17 protein-coding genes and 1 pseudogene are annotated in these 16430 nt (G+C 44.8%); 1 reads left to right on the forward strand and 17 read right to left on the reverse strand.

Annotated features, from left to right (window positions below):
- Positions 1 to 174: 174 nt before the first annotated feature.
- From BLCOC_RS21270 to BLCOC_RS21340, 15 genes and pseudogenes are all read right to left on the reverse strand, one after another.
- Positions 175 to 900 carry an AlkZ-related protein gene (locus BLCOC_RS21270; RefSeq protein ID WP_115623300.1) on the reverse strand — a complete coding sequence of 242 codons (726 nt, stop codon included), beginning with the start codon at positions 898 to 900 and terminating at the stop codon, positions 175 to 177.
- Positions 901 to 1112: 212 nt separating this feature from the next.
- Positions 1113 to 1517, reverse strand: a complete 405-nt coding sequence (locus BLCOC_RS21275; RefSeq protein ID WP_115623301.1) for a GNAT family N-acetyltransferase — start codon at positions 1515 to 1517, stop codon at positions 1113 to 1115.
- 167 nt (positions 1518 to 1684) lie between these two features.
- A complete protein-coding gene (locus tag BLCOC_RS21280; protein ID WP_115623302.1) occupies positions 1685 to 2836 on the reverse strand; it encodes a hypothetical protein in 1152 nt (383 codons plus the stop codon).
- Positions 2826 to 3368, reverse strand: coding sequence for an RNA polymerase sigma factor (locus tag BLCOC_RS21285; RefSeq protein ID WP_115623303.1), 543 nt, complete (start codon positions 3366 to 3368; stop codon positions 2826 to 2828). The genes BLCOC_RS21280 and BLCOC_RS21285 overlap by 11 nt, the downstream gene beginning before the upstream one ends.
- 309 nt (positions 3369 to 3677) lie before the next feature.
- A pseudogene (locus tag BLCOC_RS27665) lies at positions 3678 to 3869 on the reverse strand (hypothetical protein); the annotation flags it as partial.
- Positions 3870 to 3955: 86 nt separating this feature from the next.
- Positions 3956 to 4576: an L-2-amino-thiazoline-4-carboxylic acid hydrolase gene (locus tag BLCOC_RS21295; RefSeq protein ID WP_165907338.1), complete on the reverse strand. Its 621-nt coding sequence runs from the start codon at positions 4574 to 4576 to the stop codon at positions 3956 to 3958.
- Between the two features lie 240 nt (positions 4577 to 4816).
- Positions 4817 to 6178, reverse strand: a complete 1362-nt coding sequence (locus BLCOC_RS21300) for a sensor histidine kinase (protein WP_115623307.1) — start codon at positions 6176 to 6178, stop codon at positions 4817 to 4819.
- Entirely contained in the window at positions 6157 to 6828 is a 672-nt protein-coding gene (locus BLCOC_RS21305; RefSeq protein ID WP_018594496.1) for a response regulator transcription factor, read from the reverse strand. Before BLCOC_RS21305 ends, BLCOC_RS21300 begins: the two co-directional genes overlap by 22 nt.
- Before the next feature lie 2 nt (positions 6829 to 6830).
- Positions 6831 to 7583 carry a lantibiotic immunity ABC transporter MutG family permease subunit gene (locus BLCOC_RS21310; RefSeq protein WP_115623308.1) on the reverse strand — a complete coding sequence of 251 codons (753 nt, stop codon included), beginning with the start codon at positions 7581 to 7583 and terminating at the stop codon, positions 6831 to 6833.
- A gap of 1 nt (position 7584) precedes the next feature.
- Entirely contained in the window at positions 7585 to 8310 is a 726-nt protein-coding gene (locus BLCOC_RS21315; RefSeq protein WP_165907339.1) for a lantibiotic immunity ABC transporter MutE/EpiE family permease subunit, read from the reverse strand.
- Positions 8311 to 8314: 4 nt separating this feature from the next.
- Entirely contained in the window at positions 8315 to 9016 is a 702-nt protein-coding gene (locus tag BLCOC_RS21320; protein ID WP_029468049.1) for a lantibiotic protection ABC transporter ATP-binding protein, read from the reverse strand.
- Positions 9017 to 9136: 120 nt separating this feature from the next.
- Positions 9137 to 10369, reverse strand: coding sequence for an ABC transporter permease (locus BLCOC_RS21325; RefSeq protein WP_115623310.1), 1233 nt, complete (start codon positions 10367 to 10369; stop codon positions 9137 to 9139).
- Positions 10370 to 11254 carry an ABC transporter ATP-binding protein gene (locus BLCOC_RS21330; RefSeq protein WP_165907340.1) on the reverse strand — a complete coding sequence of 295 codons (885 nt, stop codon included), beginning with the start codon at positions 11252 to 11254 and terminating at the stop codon, positions 10370 to 10372.
- Positions 11217 to 11996 (reverse strand): hypothetical protein, encoded by a 780-nt coding sequence (locus BLCOC_RS21335; protein WP_029468046.1) that lies wholly within the window; start codon positions 11994 to 11996, stop codon positions 11217 to 11219. Before BLCOC_RS21335 ends, BLCOC_RS21330 begins: the two co-directional genes overlap by 38 nt.
- Before the next feature lie 4 nt (positions 11997 to 12000).
- Positions 12001 to 12519: an RNA polymerase sigma factor gene (locus BLCOC_RS21340; protein ID WP_029468045.1), complete on the reverse strand. Its 519-nt coding sequence runs from the start codon at positions 12517 to 12519 to the stop codon at positions 12001 to 12003.
- A gap of 434 nt (positions 12520 to 12953) precedes the next feature.
- On the opposite strand from BLCOC_RS21340, the gene BLCOC_RS21345 reads away from it, so the two are divergent.
- The gene (locus BLCOC_RS21345) at positions 12954 to 13748 is read left to right on the forward strand and encodes an Rpn family recombination-promoting nuclease/putative transposase (protein WP_115623312.1); all 795 of its coding nucleotides are present in this window, start codon (positions 12954 to 12956) and stop codon (positions 13746 to 13748) included.
- Between the two features lie 134 nt (positions 13749 to 13882).
- Here the strand turns inward: BLCOC_RS21345 and BLCOC_RS21350 are convergent, their stop codons facing one another.
- Both BLCOC_RS21350 and BLCOC_RS21355 read right to left on the reverse strand, forming a co-directional pair.
- Entirely contained in the window at positions 13883 to 15124 is a 1242-nt protein-coding gene (locus tag BLCOC_RS21350) for an IS256 family transposase (protein WP_115623313.1), read from the reverse strand.
- A gap of 327 nt (positions 15125 to 15451) precedes the next feature.
- A complete protein-coding gene (locus tag BLCOC_RS21355) occupies positions 15452 to 16369 on the reverse strand; it encodes a sugar phosphate isomerase/epimerase family protein (protein ID WP_115623314.1) in 918 nt (305 codons plus the stop codon).
- Positions 16370 to 16430: the final 61 nt, after the last annotated feature.

Consider the following 16430-nt stretch of genomic DNA (forward strand, 5'->3'; position numbering starts at 1 on the left):
TCTGTGTATCGCAAAACCGTTACTGTTCACAGAGCTGCTCTTTTGCAGGATTGCGGATCGTCACGGTCAAATGAAAAAAGGCAGGTATATCCAAATATATCCGGATATACCTGCCCGCTCTTTTGTTCATGATTTCTTTACTCATTCCCTGCATGTTCCGGCTTGGGTTTCGGATCAGATCCCTGCCCTTTTCCCAGCTCTGCCGTAAATAAATTTCTGTATATTTTTTTCTGTGGCTAAGGGGTTCAGCCTCAAAACCTGTTCCCGTATCCTCTCCTGCGCCTCCCTAATGTCAACTGCCGCCGCCAGCTCCAAAACTTCCCTCTCCCAGAAATCCTCCGTTTTGCAAAAAGCAGTGGAATCCCAGCCGTAAGGCTTTCCCTCTGCGCTGAGTTTATGTCTTTTTCCGCATATAGTCAGAAAAAAGTTCATCTGCAGTTCCACCAATGCCCTGTCAAAACGTGACTTGTCTTCCTTTCCGAACCCGGCTGATCTCTTCAAATCGTGTAGAGGCATCACCCCCTGTTCTTCTATACAGGTATAGATACGTTTTGCCTCATTGCTGACCCGGCCTTCCTGATACATATCCGCAAAATCCATACCTCCTCTGCGGCAGGCAAAGAAATAAGGATACCATTCCTTTGTGATATATCCGCTCTTTTTAAAAAAGAATTTTGCATAGGCCGTATCATTTCTCTCATCCAGCACACGCATACGCCATTCCCAGGGGTCCGTCTCCTTATCCCCAGTGTGCCATTTGACCGGAGTCTCATAGGGCGGTTCCTTGTCCCAATCCCAGTCTATAATGGAATAAATCCCTTCGGGATTGCCGCCGCCCATGGAGAAACCCGCCTCCATCAGAACCTCTGTAAAGTCTTCATAATTCATTATCTTTTTCATATTTCACTCCAAATCCTGCACTGCTCAATGCACCATCTATTGTCTCCTTCTTCCTCTAAATAGGAAAAACTCCTTAATGGCTCACAGGAAAAATCGCGGCATCTTCCGCAGTACTCCAGTATTTTACCCTCTGTGCAACCCTTAAAAGGACTGACATTAAGATACCTATATTTTACACCAGGAAACATGACAACTGTATGTCATCTTCTGATTCATCTGCCTGCCATGTGGATCATTCCTGTCCCGTCCCATTCTTCAAAAGCAAACCTTTTATAGAATTCTTCTTTTCCTTTTACGCTCATCAACTCCACACTGGCTTTCCACCCTTCCGGCAGTTGGCTTTCTATATACTCCTGAACGGACTCCATCAGCAGTCTTCCCACCCCTCGTCCCTGATATCCTGTCTCTACAGCCAAATCCTTAATATAAAACGTCATGGCCGAATCCCCCAGTAACCTTGCCATTCCGATCACACGCTCTCCATCACAGACAGAAAACGTGCACAAACTGTGCTCTAAAGCCGCCCTGATCTGTTCCATAGGTGGAACTTCCCATCCCACTGATGTAAACAGCCTGTAATATTCCTCCGGCGACAGTACATTCTTTTTGATCTTCATATGCCCTCCATGCAGTAAATCCTATTCTTTCGTTCTACATTCACACTATACCATACTGCAGTACACCTGTCCAATTTCAGCCATAAGACCCGTGTTCTATCCGGCCAGATAATTTGAGCCTTCCCGTAATTGCCGGAAAGGCTCTATCAACTGCCTGTTATGTTAGACTAAAATACCGAGAAATCGATCATGTCTGCCAGATTCTGCAGCTGTTCCTTTGACAGGGAGACAGGCCCCTCAGCCGGTTCGTTTGTCAGAACATTGACATATCCCCCTTCTGTATCCATATATACATTTTCATCCCAGACATCCAGCATATTGACAAGTACAAAATTCTGTGTTCCACTGTAAAAGATATAGCTGTGTTTTGTAATATGATTGATCATAAGTTCAACGTTATCCCCATTGCCGTTTGTATATTCCCACTCCTCATAATCAGACAGGTCTCCCATATTCAGGACAAGATCTCCGAATACACCGTTTCTGTTTACGGACATGCCGCCCACATATCGGTTTTCCGGCTGATTCTCTTCCAGTTTGACACTGATATCCCCATTGAAATTCCCCTCGGGGAATGTTCTGGCATAAGCCCATATCAAATGCTCTTTGTCCAAAATAAAGTCACTGATGCCGGTCCTGTCCATGATCTCCTCATAGTTTTCTGTTGTCTCCGGCTCACTCAACAGCTTCAAATCATATTTTTCGGTTATTTCGTCAATTTTATCCGCTGTCTTTTGGCTGATTGCGTGATATGCACTGTATTTTTCCAATTCCTCAGGAAGGCCGTTTTTGCTGACTTCCCCTACAGCCTGCAGCTCTTCTTCTGACTCCATATTTTCCAGGAAATAGCTGCTCCACTCCTGCGCCGCTTTATATTCATTGCTCCCCGCAAGCGCGTGGGCCACCATGTTTACAGCTTCTTTTTCTTTGCCCGTCTGTTCCTGGCCTTCTGCATTTTCGTAGACATATTCTTTTTCCACAACAGGATGTATCTCATCGTCGACCAGTATACTTTTCAGTCCGAAAAAGTCGGATGCGCTGGCTGTGATCGCCAGACCTGCCAGCATTACGGCTGCCGCAGTAAGTGTGATCAGTTTCTTCTTGCTCATATATTTTCTCCCCCTGCATTTTTCAGTTGTGAAGTCTCCTTTTTCCACTCTGTCTAACAAATCCCTCTGGCGCGCTTCAAATGTATCAGAAAATTTGTGCTCCCCACTGTTTTCTTCCATTTGCTCCATCTCCCACGTCTGCCCCATCAGATATAATATGGTATCCACGCTGTCTTCCCGGTCATATTTTTTCTTCCGGTCATCCTTCATCCATTTCACCTCCCAATACATTTCTCGCCTTTTCCTTTGCCCGGCGCAGCCTGGAATAGACATTTTCCTCGCTCAGGTTCAGGCGCAGGGCTATTTCATGAACCGGCATACCTTCAAAATACCTCAAACACACCACTTCCCAATAATGTGCCGGCAATACTTTTCTAATCTCCTGAATCAGCTCCTTGTACTGCAGGCTTTTCATATAGGCTTCTATGGGCCTGTACGCATCTGCTATCCACTCCTGCTCTTCTACAGATACATTGCCCTGTTCCCGCCTATTTTTTCTGTATATGTCTATAGCCGCATTTTTTACGAACCGGGTCAACAGGGTTTTTATCTTTTGCTCCTCCATTGTCCTGCATCTTCCTATATATGGAATGAATTTTTCACAGGCGTCTCCCACCGCGTCCTCCGCCTGATATTCATCGTGCAGGATAGAAAAGGCCACAGCGTACATCCCGTTTCTGTATTTCATGAATATGTATTCCAAAAGCTCAGAATCTGACCGGTTTTCTCTCTTGTTTTCCACCCTTATCCTCCCCTCTGCTTTTGCACCAGAATGATCACTCTTAATAATAATAACGAAGGAGCCGAAAGAAATTGGTCACTTTTGAATTAATAAAAAATAGAGAATTAACATTTCAACAAAGATTAAATATGATTGGATTGTATATGTTACAAGAAGAGAAAGAAGAAACAAAAGAAGATAATCAATATCACGAATATTATCATACTTACACTCATCTGGCGAAATTCCAGAAAATGATTATGATTTATTAGCTGATCTTATAATCTATGGACTTACTTCAATTGCTTTAGATTTCAAAAAAATCTTATGTTAAGAAAAAAGAGAAAGTTGAAACTGCATTAAAATATGTTTATAAATTACTTCAAATTGATGAACCAAATGACTTTCACTTATGATAGTTCCTGCTACTCCCACATCAACAAATACTGCTTCCCACATAGAAGCTATTCCAAATGCTCCAAGTATAAGAAATATAGCCTTGCCAGTAAGAGCGAAAATTATAACAAGTTAGTCCTTCTAGTATAAATTCTTTTTTCATAGGAAACTCCTTTCAAATCATTTGATTGATAGTTCACTAATAGAAATAATTATATTTCCGTTTTGTGATAATTAAATTCGCAAGTGGGACTTCCATCTGCTATGGTTTGATTTCTTACCAGTGTTGCTCCCATTTTTTCAGCCATCCAATAATCAAATCTGCATAGTTCTTTTACAATGTCAGTTGCATTTTCTCTTTTAGCTAATTTGCAGATACCGCATGTGAAAAATCGTAGTTCAAATTCGTTTAAACTAGTACCTTGTATGAGTTCAGATTGCCAGTCATATTCAAACTTATTCTTTAATGACCTTTTTGCCATAGCTTGTCTGCGAGATTGCCATTTTTCAGTAAACACAGATTTCTTTGAAAATTTATTCATAATTGGATTTTGTTCAATTTTTTGAAACATACTTCTAACATCATTTGAAGTTAAATCAATATCACATGTTTTATAAATTGAAAAAATCATACATGCAAACAATAAGATTAAAGACATTGTATTTTCTTTCATACTACCGATTGATGGTGTGTTCTGAATCATATTTTTATATTCGTTTTTACAACTGCGTTTGAATTGTCGATTAATTAAAATATTTTTCTCTGCTAAACTATTAAAACAATCTTTAGAAAAGATAAACCAAATGGCTTTTGCATAAACATCGTATTTCATTTTTACCACCCTTTCGCCGCAAACATATGAATAGTTGTTCATATGTTTTATTATATTAAATGATAAAATAATTGTCAAGATAAAACGAACTTTTATTTATAAAAAATACAGGCCAATGGCTTTTCTCCACAAAGCAGAAAAGCCCTGGAACGTATCCTGAAACTGTTTTCCGCAAAATGTTCCTTCCCAATTCACAGAAATACATTTTCAGGCACGCCACGGCCTGCACTGACTGATTCTCTATCGTTTCCAGGGCAGATATATTTTCACACATCCACCCCCAAGTGTTTCTGAATTTCTCAACTCCAGCCTGCCTCCATGCTCTCCTATGATGCGGTCTGCGATAAACAGCCCCAATCCGGAATGCCTGCCCCCGTTTCTGGCACTGCTGCCCGTATAGAATTCGTCCTTTCCTTTTCTGAGCGCCTCCTGGGTAAATCCGGAACCGCTGTCCTCCACACAAATCTCCAGAACCTCTCCAAGCGCCTCTGCACGCAGGGATATCCTGCCTCCGGATCCTGCATACTCCACACCGTTTGCAAGAATATTCAGCAACGCCCGCTCCAGACGCTGCCGGTCTGCCCATATGGTTTTGTCCAGATCAGCACTCTCCCATATGAGAACTGCCTGTCTTTCCGCTGCTAGTCCCTGGGCTTTTTTATGGATCTCTTCCAGAAAAGAATCTGCCCGGACAACTGTTTTTTCGGGCTTTTGTATTTCCCCGCCCCTTGTCATTTCTAAAAGCTGTTCCATATACTCCTGCATCTGGCAGATACTCACCTCAATAGCCTCCGCGCAGGCCCTGTCTTCCTCCTGAAGGCTGCTTTCCAACAGCAGTTCATTATATCCTCTCACAATCGTGATAGGTGTCTTTAGGTCATGGGCGAGAGCAGAGATCCGTTCCTGCTTTGCCTTCTCCATCTTCCACTGACTCACCAGGGATTTTTTCAGGGCTTCCTTCATACGCTCCAGAGCTTCTCCGATACGGTCAATCTCCCTGACTCCGCAGTTGGGCACCTGGAATTCCAGATCTTCCTGCTCTATTTTTTCTATGGCATATTGTATGCCGTTCATCTTTTTCTCAAGCATTTTCCCGAAACGCACTGCCATGAACAAAAGATACCCCAGAATCCCCAGCAGAACCATTCCATATATAAGTTCCTCCGCTGCCGGCAAGTATCTGCGCAGCTTCGGGTCTGTGAACTGGGCTTTCATGGAATAACACAGCACCAGTATCTCCCCGTCACGCTCGATCAGGCGGTAAAAGGTACGTCCCAGTCCGGTATATCCCCTGTGGCCTACCTGCCATGCTTTTTCTGCGTCTTTTTTGGGGATTGTCCCTTCTTTCCACTGCCCATCCTCTGTATAAAGAGCATATGTCATGAGTGATGGAATATCATCTGCCTGTATCCTCTCCGCGTTTTTCAGATTTTCCTTCTCCTGCTCATACTCTGTATCCCCATAATTTGCCGGGTAAATATAGCCGCTCTGCATGGCCAGTGACATCACCACAAATCCCATGACAGCCAGAAAAACTGAACCAAACAGCCAGCCTATGAGATATCTGATAAAAAGTCCTTTTAAGCTTCTCTCTCTTTCCATGTATATCCGATCCCCCAAACGGTCTGTATAGGAATTTTTCCAAATCCCTCTGCTTTCTGCCTGATGTTTTTCACATGCATGGCGATCACCGAGCTGTCTCCTTCCGCGTCATAGCCGAACACCCCCTCGTAGATCTGTTCCTTTGACAAGGTCTGTCCGTGATGCAGTGCCAGATACTCACAGATGGCATACTCCCCTTTCGTAAGGGGCAAAACCTGTCCGTCCTTCTCCATCTTTTTTGCTCCCAGAAAGAAACGGAAACCTGACACCTCCACAGCATTCTTCTTCTCCCTCTGGTCTCTTCTCAGGTGCGCATTCACTCTGGCACGTATCTCCTCAGCGCCAAAGGGCTTTTTCAGATAGTCATCACCGCCCACACCCAGCCCCCGAAGGATGTCCTCCTCCCCGCTTTTGGCAGTTAAAAATACAATGGGACAGTCTGCCAGGTCCCGAATCTGCCGGCATAATTCAAAACCGTCGATACCGGGCATCATAACATCCAGTAAAACCAGAGAATAGCCTGACAGGGATAGATCCTTAACCACCAAAGGGTCGCTCACCGCAGTGACATGATGGCCATCCCTCTCCAAAATCTTTCTGATTAATTTAAGCAGCAGCAGGTCATCATCCACAGCCAAAATTGACGCCATATTTACGCCTCCTCTTTCCGTCCTTCAAATCTCTGAAACCAGATAAATATCATGACCAAGGATAACACAGAAACCGTAAGATAGCAAATTCCCCCAAGACGGATCTGACGCAGCAAACTCCCGCCTGCCCCCTGTTTCAAGGCAAGCAGCAGAGTAGAAAAGCGCATTCCGTAGGATGGCCACCACACATACCAGACACCGTCCCCAAGACCTGTCAGCATGACGGCTGAGATGACGGATTCCCCCACACCGGCACCGATGGTAACCCCTTCGCCAAAACGAAATCCTAAAAATAAATGAATGACATAGACAGGCACATTCGATGCCCAAAGCACAAATATGAGTAAAAAAAGGTCCCTGATCCCCAGCACTATGCCTTCCCCTTTGAGGATAAGCACCGCTTGATAACCAAACAGCGCGATTCCCACCGCGAGAAAACCGGGCAGCAGAAACAGCAGCAGCTCTGAAGATAAGGTTTTTACACGGCTGGGCGCCGCCAGAAGGTTCTGCATATGCCCTGCTTTCGCTTCTCTGTCCGTAAGCATGGCCGTCACGATTCCGATGACGGCAGGATAAGCCATGGCTAAAAGTGTCACATAGGAAGTCAAATGTTCCCAGCCGTTCGCCGGCCGGATTCCCATATATGCCAGATATAAGAAAATACCCGCCAGCGGGATCAGGATATGAGCCGAAAAAAAGAGTGAGTGCCGCATCATATATGCCCTGCTTTTTAAAAATCTGTAAAATTCCGCCATCTCACACTGCCTCCCGTCTCATCCACCATTTTGCAGTGATCCAAAACACTGCCGCCAGCAAAGCAAACCCTGTACAGATGCCCGGGACAAACACAGACGCATCCAAAAGGGCATCTCCCTGTTCCAGCAGCAGCCCATTGGGGCGGATATGCAGTACAGGACACATAAGCCGGTCTGCAATGGAAAAGGGAAAGAGGAAAAAAAGTCCTTTTTCCACCACGGAAAAACTGAAAAAAGCGGCCAGAAGCCCCAGAATGACAGAAGGTATCATCCCAATCTTAGAGGACAGCATGAAATAAAAAGGAATCTGCCACAAACTGACCGCCCACACTAACAACACGCCCGCTCCGCCCCGAACAACAGGAACCCCGGTTACAAAAATCATTCCAAGCAGGCTGACAGCCCCCCAGAAGATCACCTGTGCCAGCAGCAGCCGCAGAGCCGCTGCAATGCATTTTGCCGCCCACTGTCCGGCACCGAATTCCGGCGAGGTGAGCAAAGCCTGGTAATGAAGCCTGATCTCACAGCGCATATTCATGGCACACAAAAGAGGGATCAGACAGGGATAAAATGTTCCATACCAAATGTTATAAGTAAACTGCTGTGCATAAGGCCCAGCCATGCTTATGAGATATCCAAGCACCACCGCCGCGGCCGGCACCAGCCATATCAGTTTTCCCATTGTAGAGTGCCGCATTTTAAATAATTCCGCACGAATCATCCGCATCCTCTCAGTCCCTCCCATTCTTTCTCACAACTTCCATAAAGAGTTCTTCCAGATTCTCCTCACGGGTGACATCTCCCTCATATCCCAGCACGCCCCCTGCTATGATGCCGATACGGTCTGCCGTCTGCTGCACCTCGCCTAAAATATGACTGGAGAGAATGACTGTTATGCCCTGTTCCGGAAACCAGCGGATCAGATTCCTAAGTTCCTGGATACCGATGGGGTCTAGACCGTTTGTAGGTTCATCCAGGATCAGAAGTTTGGGATTTCCAAGAAGTGCGGCTGCAATGCCCAAACGCTGTTTCATGCCATAGGAAAACTGACCGGCTCTCTTTTTTCCCGTATGTTTTAAATCCACCGTCTCCAGCACCTGGTGGATCCTCTCCTCAGGAAGTCCCCGCTGGAGAGTGTGCACCCTCAGATTTTCTTCTGCCGTGAGATTTTCATAAATAGGAGGATTTTCGATCAGCGCTCCAATCTGGTACAGATCTTTTCTGCACCACTCATGATCCCCAAAATAGATCTTTCCTCCTGTGGGCCTCAGCATTCCGGCGATCATTTTTAGCAGGGTAGATTTTCCCGCCCCGTTTGGCCCAAGAAGGCCGTAGATACATCCCTCTTCTATGGCCAGGGATACTTTGCTCACTGCTTTGCGGCCTTTGAAGGATTTACTCAGGTTTTCTGTCCTCAAAATATACTCACTCATATCATTCATCCTTTCTATAAGAACGGGTTCTGTTCTTTCAATCTCTTTTCAGACACCTTTCTGTTCTTATATCCAGAATAAAATGCATTTTTAAATTTTCTATAAAGACGCAAAAAAATTCTACTTATTAACTTGATGCCGCTTAAACGCATATCCTGAGGCAAGAATAAATCCCACAATACAAATCGCATCCGTCACAGCCAGCGCGGCAGGCAGACCGATCACTCTTCCGGGTATATTATAGGCCAGATAGTCCGTAAAACGAAACTCGGATATTTTAGACGGCACCAGTGCAAGCACATGTTTCCAGACATAACCGCCTGAGCTTTCATACAGGAAACTTGGTATCAGCACCAGCAGAAAATCAACAATAATGACCCCATAGCTGTTCTTAAAAACGGCTGAGAGGAGCAGGGTGGCAGCAGTCATACAGAGCACTGCCCCGTAATGCAGAAATGCCACCAACAGCACAGCCTGCCACATAGTCAGGGAATAACTGATAAAATTTGCAGTGTCATAGGCCTGTATAGGAATGGTTCCCCCCTGAGGACCAAATATCATCAGGTAAATCCCCGCATACGTCAGTACAATTCCCCAGTAAACAGTCGTCGCGTAGAGGATAGCAGTGAGTATTTTTGCCCTTGCCAGCCGGCTCTTTCCATAGCGCATGGTAAGCAGCATAGAGGCAGCGCCTGTCTGGTACTCCCCTGCAAACATGGGGGCAATGCCCACACAGATCAAGGGCATGATCAGCATGATCCACCCCGCAGAATCTATCATATCTTTCCAGAACTGAAAACTGCCCAATTTCAGATCTCTGACCTGTTCATCCTTTTTGATCCAGTAGTCTTTCTGGCTGTCCAGTATCATACCGGTCTTCACAAAGCCATCCAGCTCTATGGCAAGCTGCGCGCTCCGGCTCTTATAAAAATCTTTTCCCATGCTCTTCTGAAACACTTCTTTTATATTCAGTTCTCTGCTGCTGCCCTGGTAATTTGCCGTCATGAGAGAGAAGAATTCCCTGTTTCTTCTATAGAGAGTTTTGTATACTTCCTCGTTCAGAAAATTTGTCTCCGCCTTATCTGAATTCATTGCCGGGTCTTCTGTACAATCCAGATACTCCTGCATAAGCTGTTCCGCATTTTCCTGGGTAACTGGTACTGTAGGCATTTCTTTCAGGATTTTCACAGCCTCCATTCCGTATACACTGTTTCCTTTTTCATCTGCCGCATGGGTCTGCGCAATTACAGAATAGACACAGAAGAGCAGAAACATACAGCATCCCAGTACCGTGAGCTGGTTCAGCCGGCTCCCCCATATTTTTTTCCATTCATACCTGACCAACTGTCTCATCTACCATCTCCCCCTCTCGTCCGTCTCATCATAAAATACGCTCAGATATAAATCCTCCAGATTCGGCTCTGCCTGCACAGCCGATTCCATGGGCTTTATAGGGCTGACCGCGCGCAGGCGGATATTTTTCCCCTGGCGATGGGAATTGACCACACAGATGCTGTGGTCCAGGCTTCTCAGTGTACTCTCCTGAGCCTCACATTCCCAAACCTCTCCATTTATACTTTCTGTCAACTCTGTCACTGTGCCGTTCATGATAAATTTACCTTTTTTCATAATAAGTATCCTGTCAGCTATATACTCCACATCAGAGACTATATGTGTGGACAAAATAACGATCCTGTCCTTTGAAAGGCCGGAGAGCATATTTCTGAAATAAGCCCTCTCCTTTGGATCAAGGCCTGCGGTGGGTTCATCCAGGATCAGTATCTTCGGATCATTGAGCAGCGCCTGTGCTATGCCCAGTCTCCGCTTCATACCTCCGGAAAATGTACGGATTTTCCGGTCTGCATCTTTTGAAAGATCAATAAGCTCCAGAAGTTCTTTTGTCTTTTTCTTTGCATAGGCAGGCATCAGCCCCTTCACCGCTGCGATATAAAGCATAAAATCTCTGGCAGTAAAGCTGGGGGAATAGCCGAATTCCTGGGGAAGATATCCAAGCAGATCCCGGTAGGCCTCTCCCATTTCTATATTATTGCGTCCATCCAGTCTGACCTCCCCCGATGTGGGAGTCACAATTCCGCACAGCATCTGCATAAGTGTTGTCTTTCCCGCACCGTTAGCCCCTAAAAATCCATAAATCCCCTCCTCCAGTTCCATACTCACTCTGTCCACTGCAATTTTATTCTTAAACTGTTTTGTCAGCCGTTCCATAGATAATTTCACTGTTATTACCTCCCATATTTTTCAAAAGCCTTTTGGTTTCCACTGCCGTAACCGCAATTCCGAAAACTGCCGCCATTCCCCAGCCAAAAATCCAGTCTGCATCATATACCGGTATGGCTGTTGAGCGCAGCATATTTATTACTACAATGAGGAAACCACCCCACGCGGTACAATACCAAAGAGCATTTTCGTCTCTGCACCGTCCAAGGACTGCCATGCATCCGGCGCACATCACACAAAAAGGCGCCGTAAAATACAGGACAGCTTGTAAAAAAAGTCCCGCAGTCATGCCGCTGGCAAGCAGTGCGCCTGCCATGCACACAGCCCCGTCAATAAAGCCAAATAGGAACAAGCGCACCAGTAGCTGTTCTCTGAGGGAATGCCTGGCCGTCTGCAGGATTTCCCGCATACCGGGCATACAGATATGACACAGTTCATTGACATTTAGCAGGCATAATACCGGAGCCGCCACAGACATAAGAGGCCAGACACTGCTTTCAAATCTCAGACCGGCCTCCAGTATCCCCAAAAACAAAAGAAATGTCACAAGCAGCTTTACCGCCCATACTTTGCCGCTTATAAAGCCAATCTGCCCTGTGAAAAATTCCATTTTTGTCATACGCTGTCTCTCAGGATGCAGCCCTGTTTGTTTCGCCGCCCATATTGTACGCAAAAGCGCCTCCTCCTGGTGATCCGGTATGGGGATCTCCCTGATTTTCTTCCTCAGTTTTCTATCCTTCATGTACTCACTCCTCCCACTTGTTTTTAATAGATATCTCTGCCTGCTTCAATCTGTACCGCACTGTGGATACAGGCATGGAGACGATCCGGGCGATTTCCCCCAGATGCAGATTCTGATAATACCTGAGAAGTATTAATTCCCTTTCCAGTTCCGGAAGCCCACGGATAATTTCCTGCAGAGTAAGCCTGTCACTGATATTTTCTGTCCCGGCAGAGAGCTTATCTGCAGTCTGCTGTATTTTCTCATCCTCCCAAACGTCTTCTTTTCTTTTTCTGTAATGATCTTTTATCAGATTTCCTGCTGTCACATAGAGATAATTTTTCAGTTTTCCTGTGTGCTCATAACTGTCCAGATTCTGTAGAAAGCGCAGGAATACCTCCTGTGTCAGATCCTGGGCGGTCTGTCTGTCCTCCACCCGGCAGAAGCAGTATGTATAGATATCTCTGTAATATTTTTTTATCAGTATTTCCACAGATTCCTGCTGGCCGCTTCGGATGTTCTTTAGGATTTTCTTCTCGGACATGGAATTTTCCTTTCTGCTGTGTGATCTGTAATGCTTCCGTCAGGTAACTACATTGGCTGTGCGAATTTTTTGTTTGCAGCCGGAAAGTACCGAACAATTACCGATGTCTACAGTATATAACGATCAGGAGACGAAAAAAAACAACTCTTCCGGCATTTTCTGTGTAAAACCAATAAAATATGGTATGTTCGAGGCTGATACCGCATTTGATGAGGCATTTTGCGCCTAACAAGGTACAGAGGATCTGCTTGACAGAATTTTAAGATGAGCATACTGCGTTACACAGAACTGTAAATTCAACATGATACATATCAACAATTGCATTGTAATATCATAAAAATTTTATATTTATATCAATTGCAACATTGCATCATATCAGTTATAATAAATCCACAGACAGAGTTTCCGTGTCATATTTCCCAGGAGGAAACCATATGGCAAGGAAAAAATTTGAACAGTTAAATCTAAAGGATGCTTTTTTGTTTTCCGCAGCACTGGAAGATCCTGAGGCATGCCGGCTGATACTTGAGCTGTTCCTCGGACATCCCATTTCAAAAGTGATCGTACATGCAGAACACAGCATACTGCTGAGTTCTGACTTTAAAAGTATTCGTCTGGACATTTATGCCAGTGATGAAATACTGGCAGGTTATAATCTGGAAATGCAGAATAAAAATGAGTACAACCTGCCCAAAAGGTCGCGGTATTATCAAAGTGAGCTGGATATAGCTTCCCTAAAACCGGGAGAAACTTATGACCACCTGAAGCCAAGCTATATTATTTTCGTCTGCACTTTCGACCCCTTCGACAAAGGTCTGTACAAATATACCTTTGAAAACCGCTGCCTGGAAACAGAGATGGCACTTGGGGATGAGACGCAGAAAATCTTTTTCAATACAAAGGGGACAAACCCTAAAGATGTCTCAGAGGAACTGATCGCATTTCTTGAATACATAGAGGACAGCACTGATCTCTGTGCAGCCAAGACACCAAGTGAAACTGTTCACAAGATCCACAATAGAGTCAAAGAACTGAAGAAAAATCGGGAAACGGGGGCGAAGTTTATGATGTTGGAAGAATGGATCAAAATTGAAAACAAAGATGCCATTGCTGAAGGACAGGCTAAAGGAAGAGCTGAAGGACGAGCTGAAGAACAAAATCGTTACAGCAGCCTTATTCTCCACCTGGCAAAGGACGGAAGAAATGAGGGTATGAAGAAAAGTCTGTAAATAGGATTCTTCTATGATAAGACTTGGTGGAATGCTTAGAAATTAGGTATTCCACCTTTGTTTTATATATACCATCCAGAGGATGGCATGTCAATAGCAGGCGGCTTTTCCGCCTGTTTTAACCAAACTGTTTTTTATTCTGGAAGCCGTCCCTCATACATAATACTCAGTTCACCGTAGACCTGGCCCCAGTTCCGGATGGTGGTAGTCCACCTTTTTGTTGCTTCAAAAGTGGCTAGATACAGGGCTTTCAGCAGCGCTGTATCGCTCGGAAATACACTTCTCTGCTGGTTTAATTTCCGATACGTGGAATTCAGGGATTCTATGGCATTGGTCGTGTATATGACCTTCCGGACATCTGCTGAAAACTTGAAGATCGGAGAAATAGAATCCCAGTTATCCTTCCAGCGTTTCATGGAATTCGGATATTTTGGTGTCCATTTCTCTGTTACCCTCTCAAGGGCTGCCAGAGCTTTCTTTTCGTCTGGCGCCTGATAGATTGTCTTCAGATCCGTTGCAAAAGCCTTCCTGTCTTTATCCGGAACATATTTCAGGGTATTTCTTACTTGATGGACAATACAGCGTTGATATTCTGTTTTGGGGAAGGCAGCCGCGATGGCTTCTTTGATCCCGGCCAGACCGTCGGCACAAAGGATCAGGATGTCTTTTACACCCCGGTTTTTTAATTCATTCAGAACAGAAAGCCAATATTTAGAGCTTTCATTATCTCCAACCTGAATGGTAAGGACTTCCTTTTTTCCTTCCGTATTGATCCCCAGGATCACATATGCCGCTAGTTTGCGGATCACCCCGTTATCCCGGACAGAATAGTGGATCGCATCGATAAAAAGGATCGGATATACTTCATCTAAGGGACGGTTCTGCCAGTCTTCGATCTGAGGAAGGATCTTATCTGTTACATCAGAAATAAATCCTTCCGAAGTTTCAAAGCCGTAAATATCTTCGATCGTTTCAGAAATCTGTCGGGTGGTCATCCCTTTGGCGTACATAGAAATGATCTTCTGATCAATATCTGAAATATCTTTCTGGCGTTTTTTTACGACCTGAGGCTGAAAAGTGGATTTGCGATCCTGAGGGACCTCAATCTCCATGGTACCATAACTGCTGTTTACGCGTTTGCGTTTGTAGCCATTTCGGTAATCCTCGTTATCAGAGCGTTCAGATTTTTCATATCCCAGATGATCCTCCATTTCTGCTTCCAACATTTCTTTGATTGTTCCACCCAGAAGATCTTTCAGAGCATCCTGAATATCTTCAGCTGTCTGAATATCGTATTCTTCCAGGAGCTGATGGATAATGTTACGTTTTCCTTCTGTCATTTGTACCCGATGTACAGGTTTCTTCTCTCTTGCCATAATAAAAGGCCCTCCTATGATTATTTTGATTTTATCATAGAAGAACCCTTCAATCACATATTTACAGAAAAAGTTTCACACTCCCGAAGAAATGACCAGATCGTGAATGCTGCTTCTGATGTACATCTGCTTGAGTCTTTATATCAGGAATACGGATTATAATCTTATGGCACTGCTGCAAAATTATTACATATCAAAGATAGAAAGCACGTTCTATGAGCTTTCTATTGTCATAATTTAAGGCGGATGGAAACCATCCGCCTGTCTGAATACTTCTATTTGCATTCCACAAAATAAAATCAAATATGATGCGGAATCCTGTCTTTCTCAGAGTGTAAGCTCTCTCTCAATTCTTTCTCTTGCTTCCGGCGCCTGTTTTTCCATTTTCTCTGGGAATCCAAACATGGAGACACAGGCAATATTGTCACCGCCCGCTTTCGGAGCATTTTCTTTCAGCTGTTTATTTGCAAAGTCCATATCTCGCAGAGTTTCAAAGATGCCGTCAAAATCCACATCCCCTTCCCCCATTGCCAGATGCTGATGAATAGTCACATCTGCTTTTCCCCGTCCATTGAGCCACGGCGGGTTGGCAATGTAGCGGCAGTCCAAAGTCTGATTAAAGGTATCTGCAAACAGTACATGGGTCAATTCATCTCCCGCATATCTCAGCATAGAACGCACATCACCCTTTCCCTCATCATAGAAAAATCCATGAGGCGAGGAATATACATATCCCAGATTTTTGGAACGGAATGATTTCACCAGATCACATGTCTCGTTGTTCAGTTCACAGAAATCATAGGGGTGGGATTGGATCTCCACACGGACGCCTTCACGCTCAATGATCGGCAGGAGTTCCTCCATGGATCTGAACCACATGCCATTACAGATTTCCTGCTGGTTGGGGTCTCCTGACAGTTCTGTGTTGATGACCTGGACCCCCATGTCCACTGCAATCTGGATCATACGTTTCCAGTTGGCAACAGCGAACTGTCTCTGTTCCTCAGTAGGGCCTGACCACCGGTATACCACTATAAAAGAAGATATTTCTACGCCCGTCTCCTTCAAAGCCTGTTTATATTCCTGCTCACATTCTCTGGAAAAAAGCGGGTGCTTGTAAAACGGATTGATCCTCGGGTGAGGTGACTGTTCAATATACTTGTATCCCCAGTCAGCCACCTGATGTACCATACGGTTAATGTCCATCTGTTTTGCCAGAACATCCACATCAAATGCTATCTTCATATTGATTCCTCCTGATCTTTATTCATAACTGTCCCCCGCTCTCACAGCTAAAGCAAGGTAC

It is taken from the genome of Blautia coccoides (genome assembly GCF_034355335.1).
In the GTDB taxonomy this organism is placed as follows: domain Bacteria; phylum Bacillota; class Clostridia; order Lachnospirales; family Lachnospiraceae; genus Blautia; species Blautia producta.

Excerpts from the sequence above, each read along its gene's own strand:
- BLCOC_RS21270 (WP_115623300.1), bottom strand. The coding sequence starts at position 900 with ATGAAAAAGATAATGAATTATGAAGACTTTACAGAGGTTCTGATGGAG.
- BLCOC_RS21275 (WP_115623301.1), bottom strand. The coding sequence starts at position 1,517 with ATGAAGATCAAAAAGAATGTACTGTCGCCGGAGGAATATTACAGGCTG.
- BLCOC_RS21280 (WP_115623302.1), bottom strand. The coding sequence starts at position 2,836 with ATGAAGGATGACCGGAAGAAAAAATATGACCGGGAAGACAGCGTGGAT.
- BLCOC_RS21295 (WP_165907338.1), bottom strand. The coding sequence starts at position 4,576 with ATGAAATACGATGTTTATGCAAAAGCCATTTGGTTTATCTTTTCTAAA.
- BLCOC_RS21300 (WP_115623307.1), bottom strand. The coding sequence starts at position 6,178 with ATGGAAAGAGAGAGAAGCTTAAAAGGACTTTTTATCAGATATCTCATA.
- BLCOC_RS21305 (WP_018594496.1), bottom strand. The coding sequence starts at position 6,828 with ATGGCGTCAATTTTGGCTGTGGATGATGACCTGCTGCTGCTTAAATTA.
- BLCOC_RS21310 (WP_115623308.1), bottom strand. The coding sequence starts at position 7,583 with ATGGCGGAATTTTACAGATTTTTAAAAAGCAGGGCATATATGATGCGG.
- BLCOC_RS21315 (WP_165907339.1), bottom strand. The coding sequence starts at position 8,310 with ATGCGGATGATTCGTGCGGAATTATTTAAAATGCGGCACTCTACAATG.
- BLCOC_RS21320 (WP_029468049.1), bottom strand. The coding sequence starts at position 9,016 with ATGAGTGAGTATATTTTGAGGACAGAAAACCTGAGTAAATCCTTCAAA.
- BLCOC_RS21325 (WP_115623310.1), bottom strand. The coding sequence starts at position 10,369 with ATGAGACAGTTGGTCAGGTATGAATGGAAAAAAATATGGGGGAGCCGG.
- BLCOC_RS21335 (WP_029468046.1), bottom strand. The coding sequence starts at position 11,996 with ATGAAGGATAGAAAACTGAGGAAGAAAATCAGGGAGATCCCCATACCG.
- BLCOC_RS21340 (WP_029468045.1), bottom strand. The coding sequence starts at position 12,519 with ATGTCCGAGAAGAAAATCCTAAAGAACATCCGAAGCGGCCAGCAGGAA.
- BLCOC_RS21345 (WP_115623312.1), top strand. The coding sequence starts at position 12,954 with ATGGCAAGGAAAAAATTTGAACAGTTAAATCTAAAGGATGCTTTTTTG.
- BLCOC_RS21350 (WP_115623313.1), bottom strand. The coding sequence starts at position 15,124 with ATGGCAAGAGAGAAGAAACCTGTACATCGGGTACAAATGACAGAAGGA.
- BLCOC_RS21355 (WP_115623314.1), bottom strand. The coding sequence starts at position 16,369 with ATGAAGATAGCATTTGATGTGGATGTTCTGGCAAAACAGATGGACATT.